We start from the raw sequence: 23522 nt of genomic DNA on the forward strand, positions 1-23522 counted from the left end.
ACTGAAGTCCCTTGATGGAAAGGCACCGCCATGCCAACCGTACTGTCCGACGACTACATTCACGATCCCTTGCGGGTCTATCAGCTGTTGCAGGAAGCGGGCCCGGTCCAGCACGTCATCCTGCCGACCGGAATGCCTGCCTGGCTGGTCACCGGGTACGCCGAAGCCCGGGCCCTGCTCACCGATCCACGTCTGAGCAGCAACGGTGTATACGACCGGCTGGAGAAGCTGCGGGAGGCCGCCACCGGTGAGCCGAGCAGCTTCTCCCCCGACCTGGCCAGGCACCTGCTGAACACCGATCCACCGGACCACACCCGCCTGCGCAAACTGGTGAACAAGGCGTTCACTCCCCGGGTGGTCGAGCGCCTCCGGCCCCGGATCGAGCAGATCGCCGACGAACTGCTCGACGGCATATCGGGCGAACCGGGCACGGATCTGCTCGCGACGTACGCCTATCCGTTGCCGATCACGGTGATCTGCGAGCTGCTGGGAATTCCGGTCGAGGACCATGACCGCTTCGGCCAATGGTCGGGATCGCTGGTGTCGACGGCCGGCCCGAAGGAGATCGGCGAGGCCTCGGCCGCGATGGGCGCGTACCTGTACGGACTGATCGAGGCCAAACGCGCGCGGGCCTCGGACGATCTGCTGTCGGCGCTGGTCCACGCGGCCGACGACGGGGACAGCCTGAGCGTGCCCGAGCTGATCGCGATGACGTTCGTGCTGCTGATCGGCGGCTACGAAACGACGGTGAACCTGATCGGCAATGGGGTGCTCGCGCTGCTGGCGAACCCGGGCGAACTGGACCGGCTGAAGGCTGATCCGTCGCTGCTGCGCAACGCGATCGAGGAGTTCCTGCGCTACGAGACGCCGAATCACCTCTCGTCGCCGCGGTATACCACTGAGGCTATCGAGATCGGCGGGGTGCAGATCCCGGCCGGGGAGTTCGTGATGATCTCCCTGCTCGCCGCCAACCGCGACGCGACCCGCTTCGACGCGCCCGAACGGCTCGATATCGGGCGGCCCGCCAACGGACACCACCTGGGTTTCGGCCATGGCATTCACTTCTGTGTGGGTGCTCCGCTGGGCCGGCTGGAAGGTGAGATCGCGATCGGCCGGCTGCTGGCCCGCTATCCCGGCATCCGGCTGGCCGTCGACGTCACCGAGTTGCGCTGGCGCCCGAGTACGGCGATGCGCGCGCTCGAAACCCTGCCCGTACTTCTTTGACCCGCGGAGACGACCATGTGTGGCATCACCGGATGGGTGTCGTACGACACCGACCTGACCACCCGCCGCCCGATCGTCGAGCAGATGACCGGCACGATGGCAGACCGCGGACCTGACGCCAGTGGGACCTGGCTCCGCCGCAAGGTTGCCCTCGGCCACCGCCGGCTCGCGGTCATCGACCTGGCTCGTGGGCAGCAGCCGATGACCGCCAGTACACCGGACGGCACGGTGGTTCTGGTCTACAGCGGCGAGGTCTACAACTACCGTGAACTGCGCCAGCAGCTTGTTGCGCTGGGCCACCAGTTCCGGACCGCGAGTGATACCGAGGTGGTGCTGGAAGGCTACCTGGAATGGGGTTCGGCCGTCGCGGAGAAGCTCGTCGGCATGTACGCGTTCGCCTTGTGGGACGAGCGGTACGACCGGTTGACGCTGGTCCGGGACCGGATGGGGGTCAAACCGCTCTATCTGTACGAGACACCGGACGGCGGCCTGCTGTTCGGGTCCGAACCAAAGGCCATCCTGGCGAATCCGCTCGCGGCACGGGTGGTGGACGTGGACTGCCTGCGGGAGCTGATCGGCTTCACCAAGGCCCCCGGCTGGTCCCTGTGGAAGGGCATGACCGAAGTCGAACCCGGCACCGTCGTCACCCTCGACGATGCGGGCCTTCGGCAACGTACGTACTGGCGGCTGCCGACGTGGCAACATCCCGACGACCAGGAGACCACGGTCGCGACGGTTCGCTCGTTGCTGGCCGACGCGGTGGACAAGCAGATGGTGTCCGACGTACCGCAATGCGTTCTGCTGTCGGGCGGTCTCGACTCGAGCGCGGTCACGGCCCTCGCCGCGCGGTCGTCGCTGGACGGCCCGTTGCGCACGTTCTCGGTCGACTTCGCCGGCCAGGAGGAGACGTTCCAGCGTGACGAGATGCGTACCACTCCGGACGGACCGTTCATTCGCGATGTCGTCGCCTGGACCGGTTCGAAGCACCAGGACGTCGTACTGGACCCGGCCACGCTGGCCGATCCAGACCTGCGGCGGGCGGTCGTCCGGGCCCGGGACATGCCGATCGGTCTCGGGGATATCGACTCCTCGATGTACCTGCTGTTCCAGGCGATCCGGGCCGACTCCACCGTTGCACTGTCCGGCGAGTTCGCCGACGAGCTGTTCGGTGGCTACCTGTGGTTCCACCATCCTGCCGCGCGTGACGCGGACACCTTTCCCTGGCTGGCCTTCCAGAACTCCCACACGATCGACCGGACGGCTTTGCTTCAGCCCGGTCTGCGCTCCACATTGGATATCGGTACCTACATCGCCGACCAGTACGCGACAGCCGTCGCCGGGGTCGACCACCTGGACGGCGTGGACCCGCTCGAACGACGGATGCGCACAAGTTGCCATCTGCACCTCACTCGGTTGGTACGGGCGCTGCTGGACCGGAAGGACCGCATGTCGATGGCGGTCGGTCTGGAGGTCCGCGTGCCGTTCGCGGACCACCGGCTGGTGGAGTACGTCTACAACACGCCGTGGTCGCTGAAAACCTTCGACGGTCGCGAGAAGTCCTTGCTCCGGGCGGCGGTGAACGACCAACTACCCGAGTCAGTCGTCCACCGGGTGAAGAATCCGTACCCGACCCCACAAGACCCGCGCTACGCGGCCGCCTTGCAGCGGCAGGCGGCCGACGTACTCGCCGAAACCGGAAGCCCGGTCTTCGAAATCGTCTCCCCCACCTGGCTGACAACGACAGTCGCGCACGACCCGGCCACCTTGCCGAGCGCCGCCCGGAACGGTTTGGAACGGGTCCTCGACCTCTACCACTGGTTCGACCTGTACCAGCCTCACCTTCGGCTCTAGTGTCCCGTGGCGCTGTCGGCGGTAGCGAGCGGAACCGCGGCGACAGCGCGGAGGGCGCGGTGTGTCAGGACGAAGACCAGTAGCGCGGCGAGCAGCGCAGCAGCAAGGAGGTAGGGCAAGGCAGGGGCTAGTTGGTAGAGGGACGTGCCGAGGACTGGGCCGAAGACGAAGGTCAAGGCAGTGGTGGCACCGAGAAGACCAGCTAGCCCCGCTTGCTCGTTCCGATCGACCAGGAGGGTCGGAGCTGACGTATAGCCGGGAACGGCGAGGCCGTAGCCGATGCCGGTCAGGGCCACCCCCAAAAAGATCGGCCACTGACCCAGATCGGGCACGGCCAGGAGGAAACCGGTCATGGCGATCGGAATGCCGACTCGCAGCATGCGCGCCGGTCGCCAGCCGAGCTTGGGCACCACCGCCGCCTGCATCACCAGCATCGGCAAGCCGGCGCACAAGAGAGCAAAGCCCGTGGTGCGAGCCGTCTGCTCGGCCGACAGCTCCAGGCGATCTTGCAGCAAGAACCCGATCGTCATCTGCATCAGCGCCAGCGAGAGGAACAACCCGAACCCGATCAGCAGGAACGGCCAGATCCGGCCATCGAACGGCCGCAGACGCGGCACCTCCGGCTTGTCCCGATGGCGCGGTTCGGCCGGTAGGCGCCACGCCACCACAATGGCCAACGGCACGAGGGCGGCCGGGGCGACGTACAGCGGCACCAACAGACCGAACCGCCCGAGCAGACCGCCGATGGCCGGGCCGAGAACGAGGGCGAGGCCGGTGACGGCACCGATCAGCGACAGCCCTCGCACCCGGGCCTTCTCATCGCTCGTGACGTCAACGACGTACGTCTGGGCGGAGACGGGAATCGCCGCCATGAAGCCGCCGAAGAGCAGACTCCGGCTGACCAGGATCAGCCCGAACAGCACCGGCAGCGACCAACGCCCGTCCAGGCCGAGCTGGGTGACGACGGCAAAACCGGCCAGGCCGGCGATCGCGCCGACCAGCCCTGTCACGATCACGGGTTTGCGGCCGAGGGCCTCGCTGCGACGACCCCAGAACGGGCTGGCCAGGACAACGATCGCCGCGGCGACGGTCATCACCAGCCCGAGTTGTACCTCGCTGAGGCCGAGTTCGCGGGCCAGCGGCGGGAGGATCGGCATGATCATTTGCTGGCCGAAATAGCCGCCGAACACGGCGAGGTAGACCAGCACGAGCGGACGACGGGCGGTTTCATTCATCGCGATCCTTGTACAGTGTTCAAGAGGTTAGGATCACCTTAGCACCAGGAGGCATGATTAGCTCTGATCGCATGACGTCCAGTTCGCCGAAGTCGAGAACAGCGGCCGGCCTGCCGCCGATCACCGCGGCCAAGGTCGCGGCCGCCGCGACGGCTCTCACCGCCCGTAAAGGCCTGGACGGCTGGAGCGTGCGCGACCTCGCCGGCGAACTCGACGTGTATCCCGCGGTCATCTACCACCACATCGGCGGTCGCGAGGCGGTTCTGCAGGCCGTCACCGAGCGGGTGGTCGCGCAGATGCCCTGCCCGCCGGTCGAACTGCCCTGGCGCGAGTGGTTCATCGAGTTCCTCTGCGAGGGACGCAAGGTGCTGCGCAAATACCCAGGCGTCGCCCGTCGGCTCTATCTGGCCGGGCCGACCGTGCCGTCGGCGATGCGCATCATCGACCGTGGCGTGACAGTGCTGCAGCGAGCAGGCTTCGGCGACGAGTCCGTCGACATCTACAGCTTCCTCGTCGGCACTGGATTCCTGCACGTCGATCTCGAGGACGATCGGGCCGAGCGACTGGAGGAACGGCTCGACGCTCGCGACGCGTTCCTTGCCCACAGCAACCGCGAGGAGACTCCGGGCCTGGCCGCCATGGCCGCGCAGCTGGGCAAGCGCGGACGCACGCCGCAAGAGATCACCAGCGATGACGAACGGGCCTACCGCTACATCATCGACCTCTGCCTCGACGGCGCCGCAACCCACCTTCACTGACAGCCCAGCACGCTAGGCGTGGCCGCCGACAGTTCGCTGGCGACGCCAGTCACCGGTGGGGGTAGCCACAGTTGCGGCTACCCCCACCAGTGTTCTCAGATCCGGGCCGCGGCTCGCATCGCGTGGTAGACCTCGGTGTTGTCGAGCACGCGACCGAGGCGCTCCGAGCCCGGTCCGACCGCGGTGAGCGGAGTGTCGGAGCCAGTGTGGCCGTGAGTGGTCCAGTCGACGGTGAACTTCAGCTTCGACCCTGGGATGGCGAACGGGCCGTCCTGCTTGGGATCGGTCTCGTCGGTGTCGTGGTTCTCGATGCTCAGGCCACCGGTTTCGTGGTCGCCGTTGATGATCACCAACGTGTCCGGGTTCGCGGCGACAAAGCGCATCACCTCGGCCACGGTCTCATCGAGCGCACGGCCCGCGTCGATCACCCCGTGCGCGTTGTTCTCGTGGGACAGGCCGTCGATCCCTTCTTCCTCCAGGAACAGGAAGAAGCCGCGCGGATTCTTGGACAGCACGTCCAGCGCCTTGCGTGTCATCTGCTTCAGCGGGACCCGCGGGGCGTACTTGCCGACGCCGTCCGGGCCGTAGTCGATCATGTCCTCGTTCGAGAAGAGCCCGAGCAGCCGGTTCGCGCGCGTGTTCTGGAGTTCAGTCGCGTCGCGCACGTACGTGTAGCCCTTGCGCTGCGCCCGTTCGACCAGGTTGCCGTACGGACTGCTGCTCTCCTCCCCCGGCTTGTCGGGATAGTGGCCCGGGTTCCCCTTCGGGTACCACCAGTCCTCACCACCGCCCAGCATCACGTCCGGCCGGAGCTTCTCGATGTACTGGATCGCGATCTCGCTTTGCAGGTCCCGGCTCGGTACATGTGCCGCGAAGGAAGCGGGCGAAGCGGCTGTCACCGTGGCGGTGGTGACCAGGCCGGTCGACTTCCCGGCACGCTTCGCCCGCTCCATGATCGTTTCGACCGGCCGGCCGTGGCGGTCCATGCCGACCACCCCGTTGTTGGTCTTGTGGCCGGTGGCCAGCGCGGTAGCCGAAGCCGCCGAGTCGGTCACGATCTCATCGGGGTCCGCCGAGGTGGTACGAACCAGGCCGGCGACCGGCAACTTGTTGAGCTCCAGTTCGCCGTACCTGCCCTTGGTGGCCAAGCGGATCAGGTCGCGCTGCCCGAGTCCCAAGCCATCACCTTGGATGTAGATGATGTTCTTCGCGACGCGGGCGCCTGCCGCCTCCTTGTCCGTTGTCTGCGCGACGGCGGCCGTACCGCCGCCGACGAGCAACAAAGCCATGGTCAGAGCAAGACTGCGCACGTTCAATCTCCTAGCAAGAGATGGTGAGCCGACGCCTCAGCGACCGGCCGGCTGTACGGCGGTGCAGGGCAGTGTTCCGGCGCGGAGCGCGTGCCCGCCGTTGTTCCCGTCGTCGGCCCAGACGACCTGCTTACGCCCGTTCGCGCAGGTGGATTGCGGCGCGATCGCGAAACCCTCGTTGTTGTAGTTGGGCAACTGCGCGGGCCGGTCGTAGGTGCCCGTCACGGTGAATTTGCCGCCGAGGATCGACAGCGTCGTACTGCGTCCTTGGCAGGTGTCATCGCAGGTCGACCAGAGCAGACCAGTTTCCGGCTCGAACTCGAGGTCCATGATCGACGAGTGCCCGCCGGGGAATGCGGCGACGCGCGTGAACGTGCCACCGGACTGGTTCAGCGCATATGCGTAGACCATGCCGTTGGCTTCGAGGCCGACGAAGTACAGCCCGGTGCCGTGGTTCGGGTACGAGCTGGGCGTGTAGGCGGTGTTCGTCCGCTCGTCACGGAAACCGCGTGCAGTGAGGACGGAGTCCGGGATCCACGAGATCGCTTCGGGGCCGCTGTTGGCCGACACCGCAGGCAGGTCACGCGTGAGGTCCCACTCGGCGGTCGCGTTGAGGGTGCGCGCCGTGGACTTCGGATCGAATCGCAGCACCTTCGCCAGGCTGGTTCCACTGTTGTCACCATCGCGCTCGGTCGCCACGAGCAGCCCGTCGGGCGTATGGACCACGGCTTCGGCGTCGGGGTCACCGCTGCCGTTGCGATAGTTCAACGTACGGCCGCCGATCGAGTCGGGGCGCCAGTTGGAACCATCACGAACGAGGCGGTACAACGTGCTGGGTCCGTTCTTCGCTGCCCAGAGCACGTCGGGATTCTCGAACGAAAGACCGCTGAGATTCTGACCGAACACGTTGCTGCCGTCGGCGATGGTGACGGTGGCGTCGCCTGGCCAGGTGGTCTGGTTCACCTTGGTACGAACGGCCACCGCCGTACTGGCGGCGGAACTGTTGCCTGCGGCATCGCGTGCACGGACGGTGTAGCTGTACGACGTATCCGGGGCGAGCCCACTGTCTTGGTACGACGTGCCCGCCACCGTCGCGACCGGACTGCCGTTGCGGAGCACCTCGTAACCGGTCACGCCAACGTTGTCCGTCGACGGCGACCACGTCAGCGCGGCACTCGTCGCGGTGACGGTACCGGCGGCGAGCCCGGTCGGCACGGTCGGGGCTTGGGTATCGCCGGTGGAGTCCGTCGTACCGAAGGCCTGCAGTTCCCACAACGAGTAGCCCCACGGAGTGCCGCGAGTGAGTCCCACGAACCTGAGGTATCGGCCGCGCGCGGTGAATCCGGTCAGGTCGTCGGTATTGCCGTCACCGTTGTCGACGGCAACAACCGTGCTGTAGGTGACGTCGTCGTCGGAGATCTCCAGCCGGTACTTCGATGCGTACGCGGCTTCCCAGTCCAGCTTGATCCGGCGAACCGTGGCCACCACGCCGAGGTCCACCCGCAACCACTGCGGGTCGACGCCCTCCACGCTGGCCCACCGGGTCGTACCAGAGCCGTCGACCGCTTTCGCGCCGACGAACGCACTGTCTTCGATACTGGACGTCGTCACGGGTTTCCCCTGTGACAGCAGAACGTCCGCGGCTCTTGCCGGCGGCACCCACACGGACGAGAACAACACCGCTACGACTGCGGCGGACAGGGTGGTACGGCGGAACAGGTGCACGTCGCGCTCCTTCCGGCCAACTTGGCGGGGCCTGGTGAACAGCGTCAACTGTTAGTAAACGTTACTAACAGTTCATGCACTGTAGCGACCCGACTCCGGAGAGGCAACGGTCAACGCCAACCGCCGCACGCCTGCTGGCGGTCGCCCGCCCCTGGCCGGACGACGCGCGACGCGTCGCAGCCTGTCTGTTGTCAGAGTCGAGGGGGCTCAGGGGGTCCGGGAGACGGGAGCGAGGGCGGCGTTGATGGCGGCGCGGAGGGCTTGGGGTTGGGCGCCGGCGCGGGAGCGGAGGTTGATGGCGTAGGCGAGCAGGGTGAAGTGTTCTGCCGTCGCGCTCAGGTCGAGACCGGGGCCCAGTTGACCGAGGCCGCCGGCAGTGGTGAGCGCGGACTGCAGGGCATCGCGGAGGCTGGCTTGGTGGTTGTCGAGCACTGCTTGCGCCTCGCCAGCTGGCTGCTCGAGATGGGCGTTCGAGACCAGGCATCCCCAGCCGGCGAACTTACCGGTGCAGCGCACTGTTACGAGCCGGTCGAAGAAGTCGCGGATGGCGGGGATGCCGAACGCCCCCGGCCACGCGGCCGAGGGCGTTCGGTGTCAGCGCAGTGACGCGGGGATCAGGAGGCGGTGCAGCTGAAGCCGCTCGGGCTTTGCGAGTTCCCACTGGGCTTGTTGACCTGGAAACCGAAGCTGGTCTTTCCACCGACGGGCAGATTGCCGTTGTGGGGCACGTTTGTTGCCGTGATCGTGCCGCTGGTCCCGGACAATGACGCGTTCCAGGAACCGGCGATCGTGTGCCCGGCCGGCAGGGTGAAGGTGACCCGCCAGCCGCTGATCGCCGACGTCCGGGTATTCGTCACCGCTACCGGCTGTACGACGTACCCGCTGTCCCACCGGCTCTGCACGGTCGGCACGACCGAGCATCCGTTGCCAGGGTCGCCGCCACCAGTAGTAGTGCCCGTCACCGTTCCCGAGGGCGCGGACGTACCGGCCGCGTTCGAGGCCGTGACCCGGTAGCAGTAGGACGTGTTCGCGGCCAGCCCCGTGTTGGTGAAGGTCAGGCCGGCCGTACTGGCGACCTGGCTGAAGGCGCTTTGAGCGGTGCAGGCGCCAGCGGCCCGGTGCACCTGGTACTGCGTCGCTGCAGCAGAGCCGGTCCACGACAGCGAGACCGAGCTCGAGGTGGCACCGGTGACAGCGAGGCCGGTTGGCGCTGCCGGAGCCGTGCCACCAGGGCCGCAACCGGTGAACACCGTCGCGCATCGCGAGGTCTCGGAGACACCGTTCGGTCCGGTGAACACCCGCTGTCCCCAGGGCGTCAGCTGCGCCGGGTTGAACGCCACCGTCTGGTCGAGATACGGCTCGGTGTTACCGCTGTACGACCAGGCCACCCAGCCGATCCCACGCGTTTGCGCCTCGGCCATGATGGTGTCCTCGTCGACATTCTGGCCCTGATGCTCGTGGCCGAACTCGCCGACGATCAAAGGCAGACCCGCCTTCGCGAACGCGTCGAAGTAGCTCGTGATCGTGGCCGCGGTTCCGTACACCTGATACATGTGCACGGAGAAGAGGGTGTTGCGCTGGCCGTCCGCGTTCCAGACCGTCTGCGCATTGTCGCGCATGGTGTTACTCCAGTCCTGACCCCAGTTCGGCGCGTCCACAACGAGCGTGTGCTCGAACCCGAGAGTGCGCATCCGCTGTACGGCGTTCGCGGTGGCGGTCGTCCATTGCCCTGGATTGGTGTTGCCGATCGGCTCGTTGCCGATGTTGATCAGGACGAAGGCCTCTTGGCCGATCAGGACATCGCGAATGCTGTTCCAGTACGTGACGGCCTGGTCCAGCGTGGCGGCGGCAGCGTCCTCGCCATAGCCGGTCGTGTCGTGCGCCTCGAGCACGCAGACCAGCCGATTCGCCTTGCACAAGCTGATCACGTTGGCGACGTCGGCGGCAGGGCTCGGACCCCAGCGCTGGCCGCTGCCGAGGACCACCCGGACGGTGTTCGCGCCCAGGCCGGCGATTTCGGCGTACGACCCGGTCTCGCCCTGGTACCAGACGTGCGGGTGGCTCGTACCGCGCATGACGAAGGGGTTGCCGTTGGCGTCCAGCAGCTTCTGGCCGCTGATGTGAAAGCCCGGCGCGGGGGCGGCGGGCTCGGCGGTGGCCGGCGGTGCGGGGAGGAGGACGAGCAGCGACGCGATGAGCGCCGGGAGCGCTCCCATCGCCGTCAAGCGAAGTCTCATGGTCATTCCTTGGGGTCTACTGGCGCGCAACCGGGGGCGGCCGGGGCGAATACGACACAGGGCCGCACAAAGCCACCGCCTGTCGATGACTCCGGGTGCGAACCCGAAAACACAGAGTGGCACTTGCCCGGTTCAGTAACAAGTCCTCGTGAAAATTCAGCGCGTATTTTCCCGCCCTGCCAGTTGCCGGGAAGCAAGCGAAAATTCAGGGCTGGCGCCAATAGGTGGTGATACCTGAGGATGGTTCGATGCGCACTTCGATGCTGACCGGCCCTCGATCGCCTTTGGTCGCGGCGACCGGATGCGCCGGGGTGTTGGGGTGGCAGGCGTTCTACTGGCCGAAGCGTCTTACCGAGCGCGTCCGCCTGCTGTCAGCAGCCAGCACCACCGATGGCTCGCTGGGCTAGGGATCGGCGGTCTATGGCTGGCGGGTGACTGCGTTGATCCAGGTGTCGGCGAGAATTCTTTGGCCGGCGTACGTCGGGTGGACGCCGTCCCAGATCCAGTGTTCGGCGGGGGCCAACGCAACGGCGGCCTCCAGGGCGGCTTGATACGGCACAAAAGTCGCGCCGAACGAATCGGCCAGTTCGCGCACGATGTCGGCGCGGATCTGCACCGCGGTGCCCCAGGTCTCGCGCAGCGACTCCACCGGACTGGTCGGCAGGTAGAACGGCTCCCCCAGCACCAGCCGCACAGCCGGCAGCTCCGCGACAGTCCGCTGCAATAGCGACCTGTACGCCGACTCGAAGCCGGTTCCGGAGTCGGCCGAAGTCCCTTGCAACACGGCATTTGCGTCGTTCACGCCGACCAGAATGCTCAGCACGTCCGGCCGGTGATTCAGCGTGTCCTGCTGCCAACGCGCGGCTAGGTCTGACACTTTGTCGCCACTCACACCGCGGTTGATGAAACGCCAACCCTGGCCCGGGTACCGCGCGGCAGCCTCGGACGCGATCAGGAACGGATACGAGTGCCCGAGAATGTGGTTCGGGTCGTCCGTGGTCCCGCGGCCGCCGTGCGTGATGGAGTCGCCCTGGAACACAACAAGGGATCCCGCCGGCAACAGCTCACCGGTGATGTTCAACGCCGCCCCACGTCCTCGGCCACACTGGCCGTCAACAGCCGAGTCCCAGCCCTCGTCGCCACGCGGGAAGTCTAGCTAGTCGTTCGCCGGATCGGCCCCGGCAGTCGGTCGGTGACACCCGACTCAGGACACTAGCTGCTGTGCTTCGATGGGCTCATGACCAGTGAAGACCAGGAGTTGCGCGTAGCCAGCGCCAGCCGGGACATTTCGGCCGGTGCCGCCCAGATCTTCGAGCTCATCGCCGACCCGTCTCAGCAGCCCGGCTGGGACGGCAACGCCAACCTGTCGGAGGCACCGGCCGGGCAACGAGTCCGTGCCACCGGCGACGTGTTCACCATGACCCTCACCGGCGGCCAGGTTCGCGAGAACCACGTGGTCGAGTTCGACGAGGGCCGTCGTATCGCCTGGCGGCCTTCCGAGCCGGGCAAGGAACCGCCCGGCCACCTGTGGCGATGGGAGCTCGATCCGATCGACGCGTCGAGTACGCGGGTTACCCACACCTACGACTGGACGCACTTGACCGACGAGAACCGCATGACCCGCGCCAGGGCAACTACCGCGGACAAGCTTCAGCAATCGCTGGACCGGCTCGCGGCCCTAGCCGAAGGCCAGTGACACACAGAACCACCATGCGCACTAGATCCGCAGAGTAGACACGTCGTACGACTGCGAGCCGTCATCGTTGCTCAGGGCAACGACGGCGGCTCCCTTCGTATCACGAGGTGGCCGCGAGGACTTACGCGGCCGCCAGCCGGGCGCTCAGTGCGACAAAGGACGCGGCGAACACCCGGCGAATGCCGGTCATCACCCGCGGCCGAGCCAGCACCTGGTCCCGGACCGCCGCGGCGCACAGGCCGTACAGGACGAAGACCAGGAACGTCAGGACCATGAAGACAGCGCTGAGTTCCAGCATTGTGCCCAGCGAACCTGGCTCACCGGCCGGCACGAACTGAGGCAGGAACGCGACGAAGAACATCGTCAGCTTGGGGTTGAGCAGATTCACCAGCACGCCGGAGGCGATCACCCGTGCCGGCGTTCGCGGCTCGGCCTCCTGCACGGTCAGGGCGTCCTTGTCGCGCAGCGTCGCCCATGCCATGTAGAGCAGGTAGCCGACACCGAGGTACTTCAGCACTTCGAAGGCGACGGCGCTGGTGTGCAGCAAGGCGGCGAGGCCGGTGATCGACGCCACCAGGTGGGGTACGACGCCGAGGGTGCAGCCAAGCGCGGCCACGATGCTCGCACGGCGACCGTGGGACAACCCGGCGGCGAGGGTGTAGACGACGCCGGTGCCGGGGGTGGCGACCACGGCCAACGTGGTCAGCAGGAACGCGATGCTCAACGGGGACCTCCGCAGGTTCAAGGTCCAACCACCTTGACGTGTTTGTGGTCCCAACAACAGGGCCATAACCCCCCTGACTCATAGGTCCATTAACGTCCGGGCCTACCGTGGAAGCCCATCAACCGTCAGCCGAACGGCCACCTGATCACCGAGCTCGAGGCCTTCGGGCTTGCGCACCGCGTCCTTGATCGGCAGCAGGTAGGTGCCGTCCTTCGGCCAAAGCGAAGTCTTCCACTCCGTCTTGCCGATCCGAGCCCGGATCGGCAACATTCCCCAGCCATAACTCGTCACCGAAGCCGCGGCCCGCAGTTCGGCGCTTTGATCCTCCGGCACTGCCACAAAGTGGTATGGCGCCGGCCCGCGCCACTCGAACACCTCAGCAACAAACTCCACATCCATATCCAGATGCTAGTGACCGGGCCCGACATTCCTCCGAGCTCAGTACCCATCGCGCAGATCTCCCGGCCGAAGAGGTCCGCCAACCGGGCAGTCGTGCGAAATCCCGTCACCCAACGCCGGCGTGGGCCGGTCAAGGTGGCGGTTGCTCCCGGCGGCCGGCGAGTGGCTGGCCACTCGGATGGTGGGTTACCACCTGGGATTCCGAGGTGGTAACCCACCTTCCGAAGGGCCAGCCACTCCCAGGGGGCCGCTCGACCGGCCGTCCGGAGGGCAGCCAGTGCCAGGTGTCGTTCAACTCGCCGTCGGAGGGGCCAGTCGCTGCCGGGGAGCTGCTCAACTCGACGGCTTGGGTGCTTCGGGCGGCCGGTTGCCGGGTTTTCGCTTGGCTACCCGGTTGTGGTGGGGCCGTTAACGGGTTTTCGCTCGGCTGCCCGGTTGTGGTGGGCCCGGTACCGGGTTTTCGCTCGGCTACCGGGTTGTGGTGGGCCCGCTGCCGAGTTGTTTGACCGCTACCCGGTTGCAGCTGGGTAGTCGTACCAAAAGTCGGTAGCCGATCCGGCTGGACTGCCCAGCCGGGCCTTTCGTGGCCGCCAGTTGGTACGACTACCAACCGCCGCCCGCCCACCAGCCACGCGACGCCGACGCCGACGTCGACGCGTGCCGAACCACCCGACACCCAGCGTGCCGGACCACCCGACGCCAGCGTGCGGGGCAATCTGGTGCAGAGCGCACGGGACGACCTTGTGCGGAGCGTGCAGGAGAACCCGACGCGCAGCGTGCGGAAATCGTGGAACCCGGGCAGACCTCACCGTCCCGTGATCCAAGGCGCCGCGATGGCGTGGCCCTGCGAGTGGCTGGCCACTCGGACGGTGGGTTACCACCTGGGATTCCGGGGTGGGAACCCACCGTGCCGATGGCCAGCCACTCTCATTCCGGCCGGCGTTCGCCCCCGGGGCGTGATACCGGCCGGCGCCGCTGCCGGCGTGGGCCGTTCACGGTGGCGGTCAGGTCGGGCGGGGTGGGGCGGTGGTGGAGCCGGGTTGGAGTTTGGCGGGGATCAGTTGGGGTGGGAGGGCGGCGGCGCCTTCCAGTTGGCGGATGAGGGCTTCGGTGCCGAGTTGACCCAGTTCCGGACCTGGGGCTCGCATGATGGTGAGTTCGGGGTTTGACAGGGCCGCGGTTTCGGGTGCCATCAAGAGTGGGAGCACCGAGACCTCCCCTGGTACGTCGTAGCCGAGGCGGTTGAGGCCAGAGGCGACCCCGAGACCGGCGTACTCGTTGATGACCAGTACGGCGGTGGTGTCCGGGTGGTCGCGCATCAGCCGTGCCGCGGCCTCCTGGCCGGACTGGGTGTTGTCCGCGGATACCACCACGATGGTCTGCAGGCCGTACTCCGCGGAGATCCGGCGATACGCCGCCTCGGTGCGCACGTACGGCCCGTGGTTGTGGAAGCGCGGATCGGCGAGATCTCCCGCGACCAGGACGAGGTTGCGATGGCCTAGGCCATAGAGATAGGCGACGGCGTCTGCCACGGTCTTGTCGAAGTCGATGTCGACGTGTGACAGGCCTTCCAGTTCCGTGGTCCGGCCGATCATCGCGAACGGCGTCCGCGTCCTCTGCAGGATGGCCACCCGGGGGTCGTCGAGCTGGACCTCCATCAGTACGACGCCGTCGACCAGGCTCTCCCCCACCAGCTCGTGCAGCTCGGCGCCGTCGTTGCCGACCGGCCAGAGCACCAGGTGGTAGTCCTGCTTGCGTGCCGCGGTCGCCGCACTGGTGAAGAACTCCGCCGCCGAGAAGCCGAAGCGATGGTCGAGGGCTGGATAGGCCATCGCGATGATGCGCGTACGGCGACTGGCCAGCGCGCGAGCAACCATGTTGCGGCTGTAACCGAGCTCGGCCATCGCCTGCTCGATCCGCGCCCGGGTGGCCTCGGTCACCGGCTTGGTGTCGTTCAGCAGGAAGGAGACGGTCGCAATCGATACGCCCGCGCGATCCGCGACGTCCCGCATGGTCACCATCGACTCGGCCCTCCCGAACTCTTGACAGCAGTGTGACCCAAGGAACATAGTCCTTGCCAATCTCAGTTAAGCGTTTTACCCCCCTTTCTACAAGCGATCGACATCTCCTCCCGGGCCGTAGTTAAGCGCTTTGATCGGCGTACTTCTGTGGCCATCGACCATCCACCGAAGGAGCGCAATGTCATGATCAGCAAGCGGATCACCGCTGTGCTGGCGGGTGCGACGTCCCTGTCGCTCGTGCTGGCGGCCTGCGGCGGCGGCGGCTCGGCGTCGTCTTCGTCCGGCGAGGCGGTCAAGAGCCTGTCGGTGCTGGACTACTACAACAACGATCCGGATAAGTCGCTGGTGCAGAAGGGGCTCGACACCTGCGCCGACCAGCTGGGTATCACCCTGCAGCGGGAGACGGTGCCCGGCGACACCCTGATCCAAAAGGTACTGCAGCAGGCCTCCTCGAAAACGCTGCCCGACGTGCTGATGCTGGACAACCCGGACGTTCAGCAGATCGCCGCTACCGGAGCGCTCGCGCCGCTGAACGAGATGGGCATCAGCGCCGACGGTTTCGCCAAGGGCATCGTCGACGCCACGTCGTACGACGGCAAGCTTTACGGACTGGCCCCGGTGGTCAACACGATCGCGGTGTTCTACAACACGCAGATGCTCGCCGACGCGGGCGTTGAACCGCCGAAGACCTGGGCCGAGCTGAAGGCCGCGGCCAAGAAGCTCACCAAGCCCGGCCGTTACGGGATCGCCTTCAACGCGAACTCGACGTACGAAGGTGCCTGGCAATTCTTGCCGGCGATGTGGACCAACGGCGGTGACGAGACCGACCTGACTACCCCGCAGGTGGCGGAAGCCCTGCAATTGTGGGTGGATCTGGTGCGATCGGGTTCGGCCTCGAACAGTGTCATCAACTGGACGCAGGCAGACGCGAAGGACCAGTTCGTCGCCGGCAAGGCCGCGATGATGGTCAACGGCCCGTGGCAGATCCCGGCGCTGGAGAAGAACCCGAAGGTGAAGTGGGATGTGGTCCAGTTCCCGGTGAACCAGGCCGGCCAGACTCCGACCGCGCCGCTCGGCGGTGAGGCCTGGACGGTTCCGCTCAACAAGGACCAGGCCAAGCAGCAGAAGGCCGCCGACTTCGTGAAGTGCCTGAGCTCGGACGAGAACCAGCTGGCCTGGGCCAAGTCGCGGTTCACGGTGCCGACAAAAACGGCCTTGCTCGATCAGTACGTCAAGGAGGTCCCCGCCATGAAGGCCTTCACCGAGCAGGTGGTGAACGCGCGGGCCAGGACCGGCAAGCTGGGCGACAAGTGGCCGGATGCCGCCAAGGTGATCTACCAGGCGATCGCGCTGGCTCTGACCGGTAAGGCCTCCGCCCAGGATGCTTTCAAGCAGGCCTCCGGCGGCTGATCGCGATGGCCAATGCGACGCTGACTCGCAACGACGCCGCGGCGTCCGGCCCGGAGCCCGTTCGCGGGCCTCGCGGCCGGCGCCACCGCGGTGAGGAGCTGACCAAGCTGCTGTTCGTGCTGCCGGCCGTCCTGGCCATGGCCGCGCTGTTCGGCTATCCGGTGGTGAAGAACCTGCTGATGAGCCTGCAGGATTACGGCCTGCGGACCTTCTTCACCGGACAGGCGCCATGGGTCGGCCTGAAGAACTACACCGCGGTCGTGACGGATCAGCTGTTCTCGCAGGCGATGCTCAACACGGTGCTGTTCACGCTCGGATCGATCGTCTTCCAGTTCGGCATCGGGCTCGCGCTGGCGTTGTTCTTCCGCCGGCGGTTCCCGCTCAGCGGCGTACTGCGATCGTTGTTGCTGTTGCCTTGGCTGCTGCCGTTGATCGTGTCCAGCGCGACCTGGCGCGCGATCCTCGAACAGGACAGCGGCATCCTGAACCGCACCCTGATCGGGCTTCGGCTCATCAACGATCCGGTGCCGTGGCTGAACTCGCCGTCGGTCGCGCTGATCGTCGTGATCGGAGTGAACATCTGGATCGGCATCCCGTTCAACGTGACGCTGTTGTACTCGGGCCTGACCGAAATCCCCAACGAGCTCTACGAGGCCGGGCACTTGGACGGCGCGACCGGCTGGCGCGCATTCTGGTACATCACCTGGCCGAACCTGCGCGCGGTGGCGAGCGTGCTGCTCATGCTCGGCGTCGTCTACACGATCAAGGTGCTGGACATCATTCTCGGCCTGACCGGCGGCGGACCGGCCAACGCCACCCAGACGATCGCCACGCAGTCGTACGAGCGGTCGTTCATCGACTTCAAGTTCGGTGAGGGCGCCGCGCTGAGCAACATCCTGATCGCCATCTCGCTGCTGTTCGCGGTCCTCTACCTGCGCGCCACCCGTCGCGCCGTCGACGAGTGAGCGGAGTACGACGATGACCGACTCTCCTACCCGTCGCGCGACGTACACCGTGATCGGCGTAGTGATCCTGGGCGTGATGCTCTTCCCGGTCTACTGGATGCTGAACGCCTCGTTACAGCCGTCCGGCAACACGTTGACGGCCGGCTTCCTGCCGCTCGACCCGACGTTCGCCGGCTACCGGCGAGCGCTCAGCGAACAAGGCGGCAACCTGCTCACCAGCATGCTCATCGCGGCCGGGACCGTGGTGCTCAGCCTGGTGATCGCAGCCCCGTGTGCGTACGCGCTCTCGCAGTTCCGGTCCCGCTGGGTGTCCGTCGGGCTGCTGGCGATCCTGGTCTCGCAGATGATCCCGGGCATCGTGATCGCGAACGCGCTCTACACGGCGTACGAACGAATCGGGTTGCTCAATTCGATTCCGGGTCTGATCGTGGCCAACTGCAGCAGCGCGATCCCCTTCGCGATCCTGATCCTTCGCTCTTTCATGCTCTCGCTGCCGCCGTCGCTGGTGGAGGCCGCGCGGGTGGATGGCGCCGGACTGTTCCGCGCGTTTGTCGCGATCGTGCTGCCGATCAGCAAAAACTCGCTGATCACCGCGGGCCTGTTCAGCTTTCTCTTCTCCTGGAGCGATTTCCTGTTCGCACTCACCTTGACCACCAAGGGCGACGTACGGCCGGTGACGCTCGGGATCTATCAGTATCTCGGCACCCAGGTGCAGAACTGGAACGCGGTGATGGCCACCGCGGTGCTCTCCGCAATCCCTGCGGTTGTGCTGCTGCTCGCCGCGCAGAAGTACATCGCCGCCGGCGCCATCGGCGGAGCCGTGAAATGACCGACCTCAAAGGACTGGAAAATATGACGATTCGCGTACTTGTCTGGGGCGAGAACCGGCACGAGCAGGTCGAACCGCACGTCGCGGAGATCTATCCCGACGGCATGCACAACACCATCGCCGCCGGCGTCCGCGACAACCTCGGCGCCGGGGCAACGGTCGCTACGACGACCCTCGACGAGCCCGAGCACGGACTGACCGACGAAGTGCTCGCGGCAACCGACGTACTGGTCTGGTGGGGCCATGCGGCGCACGGCGAGGTCGACGACAAGGTGGTCGAGCGGGTCTACCAGCAGGTACTGGCCGGGATGGGACTCGTCGTCCTGCACTCCGGCCATTGGTCGAAGATCTTCGGCAAACTGATGGGCACGTCGTGCACGTTGCGCTGGCGCAGCGAGCGGGACCGCGAGCTGGTCTGGACGGTCAACCCGACTCATCCGATCGCGCAAGGTGTACCGCACCCGATCGTGATCGAGCAGCAGGAGATGTACGGCGAGTACTTCGACATCCCGGTACCGGACGAGCTGATCTTCATCTCGTCGTTCTCCGGCGGCGAGGTGTTCCGCTCCGGCTGCACGTTCCGCCGGGGCCACGGCAAGATCTTCTACTTCTCCCCCGGCGACCAGGACTTCCCGGTCTATCACCACCCGGATGTCCGCAAGGTGATCGCGAACGGGGTCGGGTGGGTCAACAGCGAGCGGCCCGAGCGGTCGGTGCCAACGCTGTTGCGGTACGAGACCGGCGACTTCTTCAACGGTCACGGCTACGCGGGGCCGATCGAGGAGCCCACGGATGCCTGAACCCTTGCGGCTTGTGCAGGTCGGTGCCGGTGGCATGGGCCGGGCCTGGCTTCAGACCATCTCCGAGAACCCGGACGTCGTCCTGACCGGCCTGGTCGACCTGGATCTCGACGTGGCCCGGGCGGCCGCAGACGAGCACGGCTACAGCGCCGTCCCGGTGGCGACCTCGCTTGGCGAGCTCGCCGACAGAGTCGACGCGGTCATCGACGTGACGGTGCCGGTGGCTCATCCCAAGGTCAGCGTGGATGCCTTGCTGCGCGGCCTTCCGGTGCTCTGCGAGAAGCCGTTGGCCGAGACGGTGCGGGAGGCGCTGGCGATGGTCGCCGCTTCGGAGGTGAGCGGCAAGCTGCTGATGGTGTCGCAGTCGCGCCGGTACTTCCGGACCGGCTCCGCCTTTGCCGGCCAGCTCGCCGAGCTCGGCACGATCGGAGCGCTGTCGTGCGAGTTCTACAAGGCGCCGCACTTCGGAGGCTTTCGCGAGCAAATGGCCGAACCGCTGCTGGTGGACATGGCGATTCACCAGTTCGACCTGGCTCGCAAGCTGATCGGCTCGGAGCCGGTGTCGGTCTACTGCGAGTCGTACAACCCGGCGTGGAGCTGGTTCGACGGTAACGCGGCCGCGTCCGCGATCTTCCGGTTCGCCGACGGGACGCGGTTCTCCTTCGATGGCAGTTGGTGCGCGCCGGGGTTGGAGACGTCATGGAACGGCCGTTGGCGGGCGTCCGCTGCCAACGGTACGGCGAGTTGGGACGGCGACAACGCACCCGTCGTTGAGCTGGCGTCCGGCGAAGTCGTGCCGGTGGTTCTCCCGGAGGACCCCGAGCAGATCGCCGGTTCCCTCGTGGAGTTCGTCAACGCGGTCCGCTCGTCGACGGTGCCGCAGTCGGAGGCGCACACCAACGTGATCAGTCTCGCCATGGTCGAAGCCGCCGTACGTTCCACCACGCTCGGTACCCCGGTCCGCATCGCCGAAGTGATCACCGATGCGTACGCCGAGGCCGTCGCGACGGTCGAGGATTCGACGTTGCTCGCGGCCCTGCAAGCGTGGCCTGACGTGCTCAAGGTCGTCGGCCTGGAACCCTGATAGCCAGAGAGGACCGGCGGTCCCGGTGTGGATCGGGACCGCCGTCCTTCCTCCCCCTCGGTTAGGCCCGGGTCCAGCGCTGGTTGGCGCCGCCGTTGCAGGTCGTGACGGTTGCCGCGGAGCCGTTGTTGGTGCCGCTGGCGGTCAGGCACAGTCCGTTCTGGGCAATGGTGATCGTGCCGTTGTCGTTGAGGTTCCACTGCTGGTTAGAACCACCGTTGCAGTCCCAGATCCGCGAAGGCGTACCACTGGCAGCGTTGATCGGCACCTCAAGGCACTTGCCCAACACCTGCAGGGCTTGGCCGTTTCGTGTGAACTGCTGGTTGCTGTTGCTGTGGCAGGCCCATACCAGCGTCGCCGTGCCGTTGGCCGAGTTCGCTCCACTCACATCCAGGCACCGGCCCGCCGCCTCACTACGCAACCGGAACGTTGTCGGCGTCGGCGTCGTACCGCCCGTAAAGAACCGCCACACCTCGTTCTTCACCCAGCTCCGGGCGCCGCTCTCGCACCCGGCACATCCGTCGACGGGACCTTGCTGGTGACCTCCGTCGAAGGCGGCCCAGACGACGGGATAGCCCGCACGGCATCCCGAGTACGTCGTGGTGATGTGGGTGCGGCTGCCCGCGGCCGGTTCGGGCGCGTTCTGCGGGGTGCAGCCGTTGTTCCGCACGAACCTGTCGCGCATACCCCGGCCGGCCCCGATGTTGTCGTTGATGCCGTGGATTCCCATGTACGCAAAGGGCTGGGTGCCACCGCTGCAGCCACTGATCCCGCCGGGTGCCGCGATCGCCGCGACCGCGCGGAAGGTCGTTGCTCTGGCACACGCGAGGGCGTAGCTCATGGCGCCGCCGTAGCTGAAGCCCAGGGCGAAGCGTTGTGCGGTATCGACGCAGAGGTCGTTCTCGATTCGCCGGATCATGTCGTCGGTGAAGGTGACGTCCTCGCCGCCGGAGTTCCCCCAGCCGTTATTGAGGCCTTGTGGCGCCACGAAGATCGCGGTGTTGTTCGCCAGTGCCTGCAGGCCGTAGTGGGCGTAGACGGCACCGTCGCTGCCACCCCCGGCGACCTGCTGGGCGGTACCGCCCAGCCAGTGGAACCCGAACACCAGCCGGTGCTGCCGGGTGTTGTCGTAGTTGGCCGGCACGCTCAAGATGAAGCTGCGGGTCTTGCCGTTGCTCTGAATCGTGTGCGTACCGCTGCGCAGCGTCGGCGCCTTGCCGCACCCCGGCGAGGCGGCAAGCACGGCCGCGTCCGTGGTCACGGCGACAGGTTGGGCCTCGGCGGCGGTGGTGCCGGTAAGAACCAGTGCGGCGGTGGCGATCGGGGCCGAACACCAGGTGAGTAGGCGGTTTTGTTTCATGAATCGCTCCTGTTCTCTGCTGAATTCATGACCGGGTCCAGCGCTGATTCGCGCTGCTGGCGCAGGACGCGACGGTTACGGCTGAACCATTCGTGGCGCCTCGTTCTCATGGGCATGCTCCTGTTCTGGGCGGGGTCATGGCCTGGTCCAGCGTTGATTGGTGCCGCCGTGGCAGGTCCAGATGATCAGTTGGGTGCCGTTGGCCGTGCTGGCTCCATTGGCGTCGAGGCACTTTCTCGACTGAGGGTTGACGAGAGAGCCGTTGGTACCGGCAGTCCAGTTCTGGGCGCCGCTGCCGTTGCAGGTGGACAGTTGCACCGGTGCACCGTTCGCCGTACTACCGCCGGCGACGGTCATGCATTTGCCGAGGGCGCGCAGCGTGGTGCCGTTCGTCGTCCACTGCTGGTTGGCGCCGTTGGTGCAGGTCCAGAGCTGAATCTTGGTGCCGTCGACGGTGCTGCCGCCGCTGACGTCCACGCACTTGCCGCCAGGGCCGGTGATCGGTCCCGCGCTTGTGCCGCCCAGTTCCTTGATCCGGATGTTGCGGAAGGACACCTCGTCGCCGGTGCCATGATTCTGCACGCCGATGTGCCCGGAGGTCAGCGAGCGCGCTGGGTCGGTGTTGGTGAAGTCGTTGATCTTGACGCCGTTCAGGAATACCTGCAGCCGCTCGCCCTCGACGAGCAGTTCGTAGGTGTTCCACTCCCCCGGCGGATTGAGCGCGCCGTCGCGCGCGGCGAGGTCCGCGGCCTTGAACCCGTAGACCGAGCCGGTGGTCCGGTCAGCCGTGTCCGTGGCGTCGATCTGCACCTCGTGCCCTTGGCTGAGCGCCGTGGCTGGATCGCTGCCTGCCGGGAACCCGAGAACCACGCCGGAGTTGTCGTCGCCGGCCACTCGCCAGTCCAGCTTGAGCGAGTACGAGCGGAACTCCTTGGCGCCGTACCAGAGCATGCCCATCCCGCCGGACGAGGTCAGCGTGCCACCGCTGTTGGCGAAACCGCCCGGCCCGGCCTGCGACCAGCCGGTGGTGGATCCGTCGTACAGCGTGGTGTAGCCGGTTTCCGGTCGGCAGTCCGCCTTCGTGCGGTTGGCCGCGTACCGGATGCCGCCGAGGATCATGGCCCGGAAGCCACTCTCGGCGAAGGTGGACTGGGTGTGGCCGCTGCCCGTGTAGAAGGACCGGCCGCTCTGGATCGTCTTGCACCAGGTATGAGGATGGTCGGCGCCCATCGAGCCACCGGAGTACGTCGACTCGTCCAAGGTGGCCAGCACGCGAGCGCTGGTCCGGGCGTTCGTGCGGTAGTTGTACCACTCGTCGGTGCGAACCCAGGCGGGAGCGAGATGCTGGGTCGCCTGATGCGCCCGGTTCTCCACTCGCACGGTCGCCTGCTGGATCGCGGGATGCGAGGCGAAATACGCGCCGACCAGTTCGCCGTAGAACGGCCAGTCGTGCTCGGTGTCCGCCGCCGAGTGGATACCGGCATAACCACCTCCGCCGCGGATGTAGGACTCGAACGCGCTCTGCTGGGTGGCGTTGAGTACGTCGCCGGTGGTGTTGAGGAACACCACCGCCTCGTACCGCGCGAGGTTCGCGGCGGTGAACGCGTTCGCGTCCTCGGTCGCCGTGACGGTGAAACTGTTGGCCGCGCCCAGGTCCCGGATCAGCTGGATGCCCGGCGGGATCGAGTCGTGCCGGAAGCCGGCCGTCTTGGAGAAGACCAGCACGTCGTACGGCACGTCCGCGGCGACGGCCATCGGGTTAGCGGTCCCGGGCGGCAGGTCGGCGGCACCGGCCGGTGGAACGGCGTTGGCCGCGAAGACGGCGAGCGCCGCGACAGCCAGGCCCAGCGCGCGCCGGGTCGAGGAGTACTTCATCTCAAATCACTTCGCTTTC

General features: G+C 66.7%; 21 protein-coding genes. 10 read left to right on the forward strand and 11 right to left on the reverse strand.

Annotated features, from left to right (window positions below):
- Positions 1-30 precede the first annotated feature (30 nt).
- Both ACFFGN_RS05140 and asnB read left to right on the forward strand, forming a co-directional pair.
- Positions 31-1224, forward strand: coding sequence for a cytochrome P450 family protein (locus ACFFGN_RS05140; protein ID WP_380044134.1), 1194 nt, complete (start codon positions 31-33; stop codon positions 1222-1224).
- A gap of 15 nt (positions 1225-1239) precedes the next feature.
- A complete protein-coding gene (gene asnB / locus ACFFGN_RS05145) occupies positions 1240-3075 on the forward strand; it encodes an asparagine synthase (glutamine-hydrolyzing) (protein WP_380044135.1) in 1836 nt (611 codons plus the stop codon).
- Here the strand turns inward: asnB and ACFFGN_RS05150 are convergent.
- On the reverse strand, positions 3072-4310 hold the full coding sequence (locus ACFFGN_RS05150; protein WP_380044136.1) for an MFS transporter: 1239 nt from the start codon (positions 4308-4310) through the stop codon (positions 3072-3074). The genes asnB and ACFFGN_RS05150 overlap by 4 nt on opposite strands.
- A gap of 71 nt (positions 4311-4381) precedes the next feature.
- Between ACFFGN_RS05150 and ACFFGN_RS05155 the strand changes: the two genes are divergently transcribed.
- Positions 4382-5068 carry a TetR/AcrR family transcriptional regulator gene (locus ACFFGN_RS05155; protein ID WP_380044138.1) on the forward strand — a complete coding sequence of 229 codons (687 nt, stop codon included), beginning with the start codon at positions 4382-4384 and terminating at the stop codon, positions 5066-5068.
- Between the two features lie 95 nt (positions 5069-5163).
- Here ACFFGN_RS05155 and ACFFGN_RS05160 read toward each other — a convergent pair whose 3' ends face one another.
- The 4 genes from ACFFGN_RS05160 to ACFFGN_RS05175 form a co-directional block, all read right to left on the reverse strand.
- Entirely contained in the window at positions 5164-6378 is a 1215-nt protein-coding gene (locus tag ACFFGN_RS05160) for an alkaline phosphatase (RefSeq protein WP_380044139.1), read from the reverse strand.
- Positions 6379-6414: 36 nt separating this feature from the next.
- Positions 6415-8103 (reverse strand): discoidin domain-containing protein, encoded by a 1689-nt coding sequence (locus ACFFGN_RS05165; protein WP_380044140.1) that lies wholly within the window; start codon positions 8101-8103, stop codon positions 6415-6417.
- Positions 8104-8310: 207 nt separating this feature from the next.
- Positions 8311-8658, reverse strand: a complete 348-nt coding sequence (locus ACFFGN_RS05170; RefSeq protein WP_380044198.1) for a TetR family transcriptional regulator C-terminal domain-containing protein — start codon at positions 8656-8658, stop codon at positions 8311-8313.
- A 59-nt stretch (positions 8659-8717) separates the two neighbouring features.
- Entirely contained in the window at positions 8718-10340 is a 1623-nt protein-coding gene (locus ACFFGN_RS05175) for a cellulase family glycosylhydrolase (protein WP_380044141.1), read from the reverse strand.
- A 248-nt stretch (positions 10341-10588) separates the two neighbouring features.
- Between ACFFGN_RS05175 and ACFFGN_RS05180 the strand changes: the two genes are divergently transcribed.
- Complete coding sequence (locus tag ACFFGN_RS05180; protein ID WP_380044142.1) at positions 10589-10747, forward strand: hypothetical protein; 159 nt, start codon at positions 10589-10591, stop codon at positions 10745-10747.
- 11 nt (positions 10748-10758) lie between these two features.
- Here ACFFGN_RS05180 and ACFFGN_RS05185 read toward each other — a convergent pair whose 3' ends face one another.
- On the reverse strand, positions 10759-11421 hold the full coding sequence (locus ACFFGN_RS05185; RefSeq protein WP_380044143.1) for an SGNH/GDSL hydrolase family protein: 663 nt from the start codon (positions 11419-11421) through the stop codon (positions 10759-10761).
- 156 nt (positions 11422-11577) lie between these two features.
- On the opposite strand from ACFFGN_RS05185, the gene ACFFGN_RS05190 reads away from it, so the two are divergent.
- Positions 11578-12036, forward strand: a complete 459-nt coding sequence (locus ACFFGN_RS05190) for an SRPBCC family protein (RefSeq protein ID WP_380044144.1) — start codon at positions 11578-11580, stop codon at positions 12034-12036.
- 121 nt (positions 12037-12157) lie between these two features.
- On the opposite strand, the gene ACFFGN_RS05195 is transcribed toward ACFFGN_RS05190, so the two are convergent.
- The 3 genes from ACFFGN_RS05195 to ACFFGN_RS05205 all read right to left on the reverse strand — a co-directional run bounded on the left by ACFFGN_RS05195 (position 12158) and on the right by ACFFGN_RS05205 (position 15180).
- Entirely contained in the window at positions 12158-12760 is a 603-nt protein-coding gene (locus tag ACFFGN_RS05195; RefSeq protein ID WP_380044145.1) for a LysE family translocator, read from the reverse strand.
- A gap of 102 nt (positions 12761-12862) precedes the next feature.
- Positions 12863-13159, reverse strand: coding sequence for a DUF1905 domain-containing protein (locus tag ACFFGN_RS05200; protein ID WP_380044146.1), 297 nt, complete (start codon positions 13157-13159; stop codon positions 12863-12865).
- A 1004-nt stretch (positions 13160-14163) separates the two neighbouring features.
- Entirely contained in the window at positions 14164-15180 is a 1017-nt protein-coding gene (locus tag ACFFGN_RS05205; RefSeq protein WP_380044147.1) for a LacI family DNA-binding transcriptional regulator, read from the reverse strand.
- A 183-nt stretch (positions 15181-15363) separates the two neighbouring features.
- Between ACFFGN_RS05205 and ACFFGN_RS05210 the strand changes: the two genes are divergently transcribed.
- From ACFFGN_RS05210 to ACFFGN_RS05230, 5 genes are read left to right on the forward strand one after another with little or no spacing between them, the layout of a single operon-like run.
- Complete coding sequence (locus tag ACFFGN_RS05210; protein ID WP_380044148.1) at positions 15364-16590, forward strand: sugar ABC transporter substrate-binding protein; 1227 nt, start codon at positions 15364-15366, stop codon at positions 16588-16590.
- A 5-nt stretch (positions 16591-16595) separates the two neighbouring features.
- Positions 16596-17555, forward strand: a complete 960-nt coding sequence (locus ACFFGN_RS05215) for a carbohydrate ABC transporter permease (RefSeq protein ID WP_380044149.1) — start codon at positions 16596-16598, stop codon at positions 17553-17555.
- A gap of 13 nt (positions 17556-17568) precedes the next feature.
- Positions 17569-18384 carry a carbohydrate ABC transporter permease gene (locus tag ACFFGN_RS05220; protein ID WP_380044150.1) on the forward strand — a complete coding sequence of 272 codons (816 nt, stop codon included), beginning with the start codon at positions 17569-17571 and terminating at the stop codon, positions 18382-18384.
- Between the two features lie 23 nt (positions 18385-18407).
- Positions 18408-19184, forward strand: coding sequence for a ThuA domain-containing protein (locus tag ACFFGN_RS05225; RefSeq protein ID WP_380044151.1), 777 nt, complete (start codon positions 18408-18410; stop codon positions 19182-19184).
- The gene (locus ACFFGN_RS05230) at positions 19177-20268 is read left to right on the forward strand and encodes a Gfo/Idh/MocA family protein (RefSeq protein ID WP_380044152.1); all 1092 of its coding nucleotides are present in this window, start codon (positions 19177-19179) and stop codon (positions 20266-20268) included. The genes ACFFGN_RS05225 and ACFFGN_RS05230 overlap by 8 nt, the downstream gene beginning before the upstream one ends.
- A 61-nt stretch (positions 20269-20329) precedes the next feature.
- Here the strand turns inward: ACFFGN_RS05230 and ACFFGN_RS05235 are convergent, their stop codons facing one another.
- Both ACFFGN_RS05235 and ACFFGN_RS05240 read right to left on the reverse strand, forming a co-directional pair.
- On the reverse strand, positions 20330-21628 hold the full coding sequence (locus ACFFGN_RS05235; RefSeq protein WP_380044153.1) for a ricin-type beta-trefoil lectin domain protein: 1299 nt from the start codon (positions 21626-21628) through the stop codon (positions 20330-20332).
- Between the two features lie 135 nt (positions 21629-21763).
- Positions 21764-23503 (reverse strand): ThuA domain-containing protein, encoded by a 1740-nt coding sequence (locus ACFFGN_RS05240; RefSeq protein ID WP_380044154.1) that lies wholly within the window; start codon positions 23501-23503, stop codon positions 21764-21766.
- Positions 23504-23522: the final 19 nt, after the last annotated feature.

This window comes from Kribbella deserti (genome assembly GCF_042434725.1).
Classification (GTDB): domain Bacteria; phylum Actinomycetota; class Actinomycetes; order Propionibacteriales; family Kribbellaceae; genus Kribbella; species Kribbella deserti.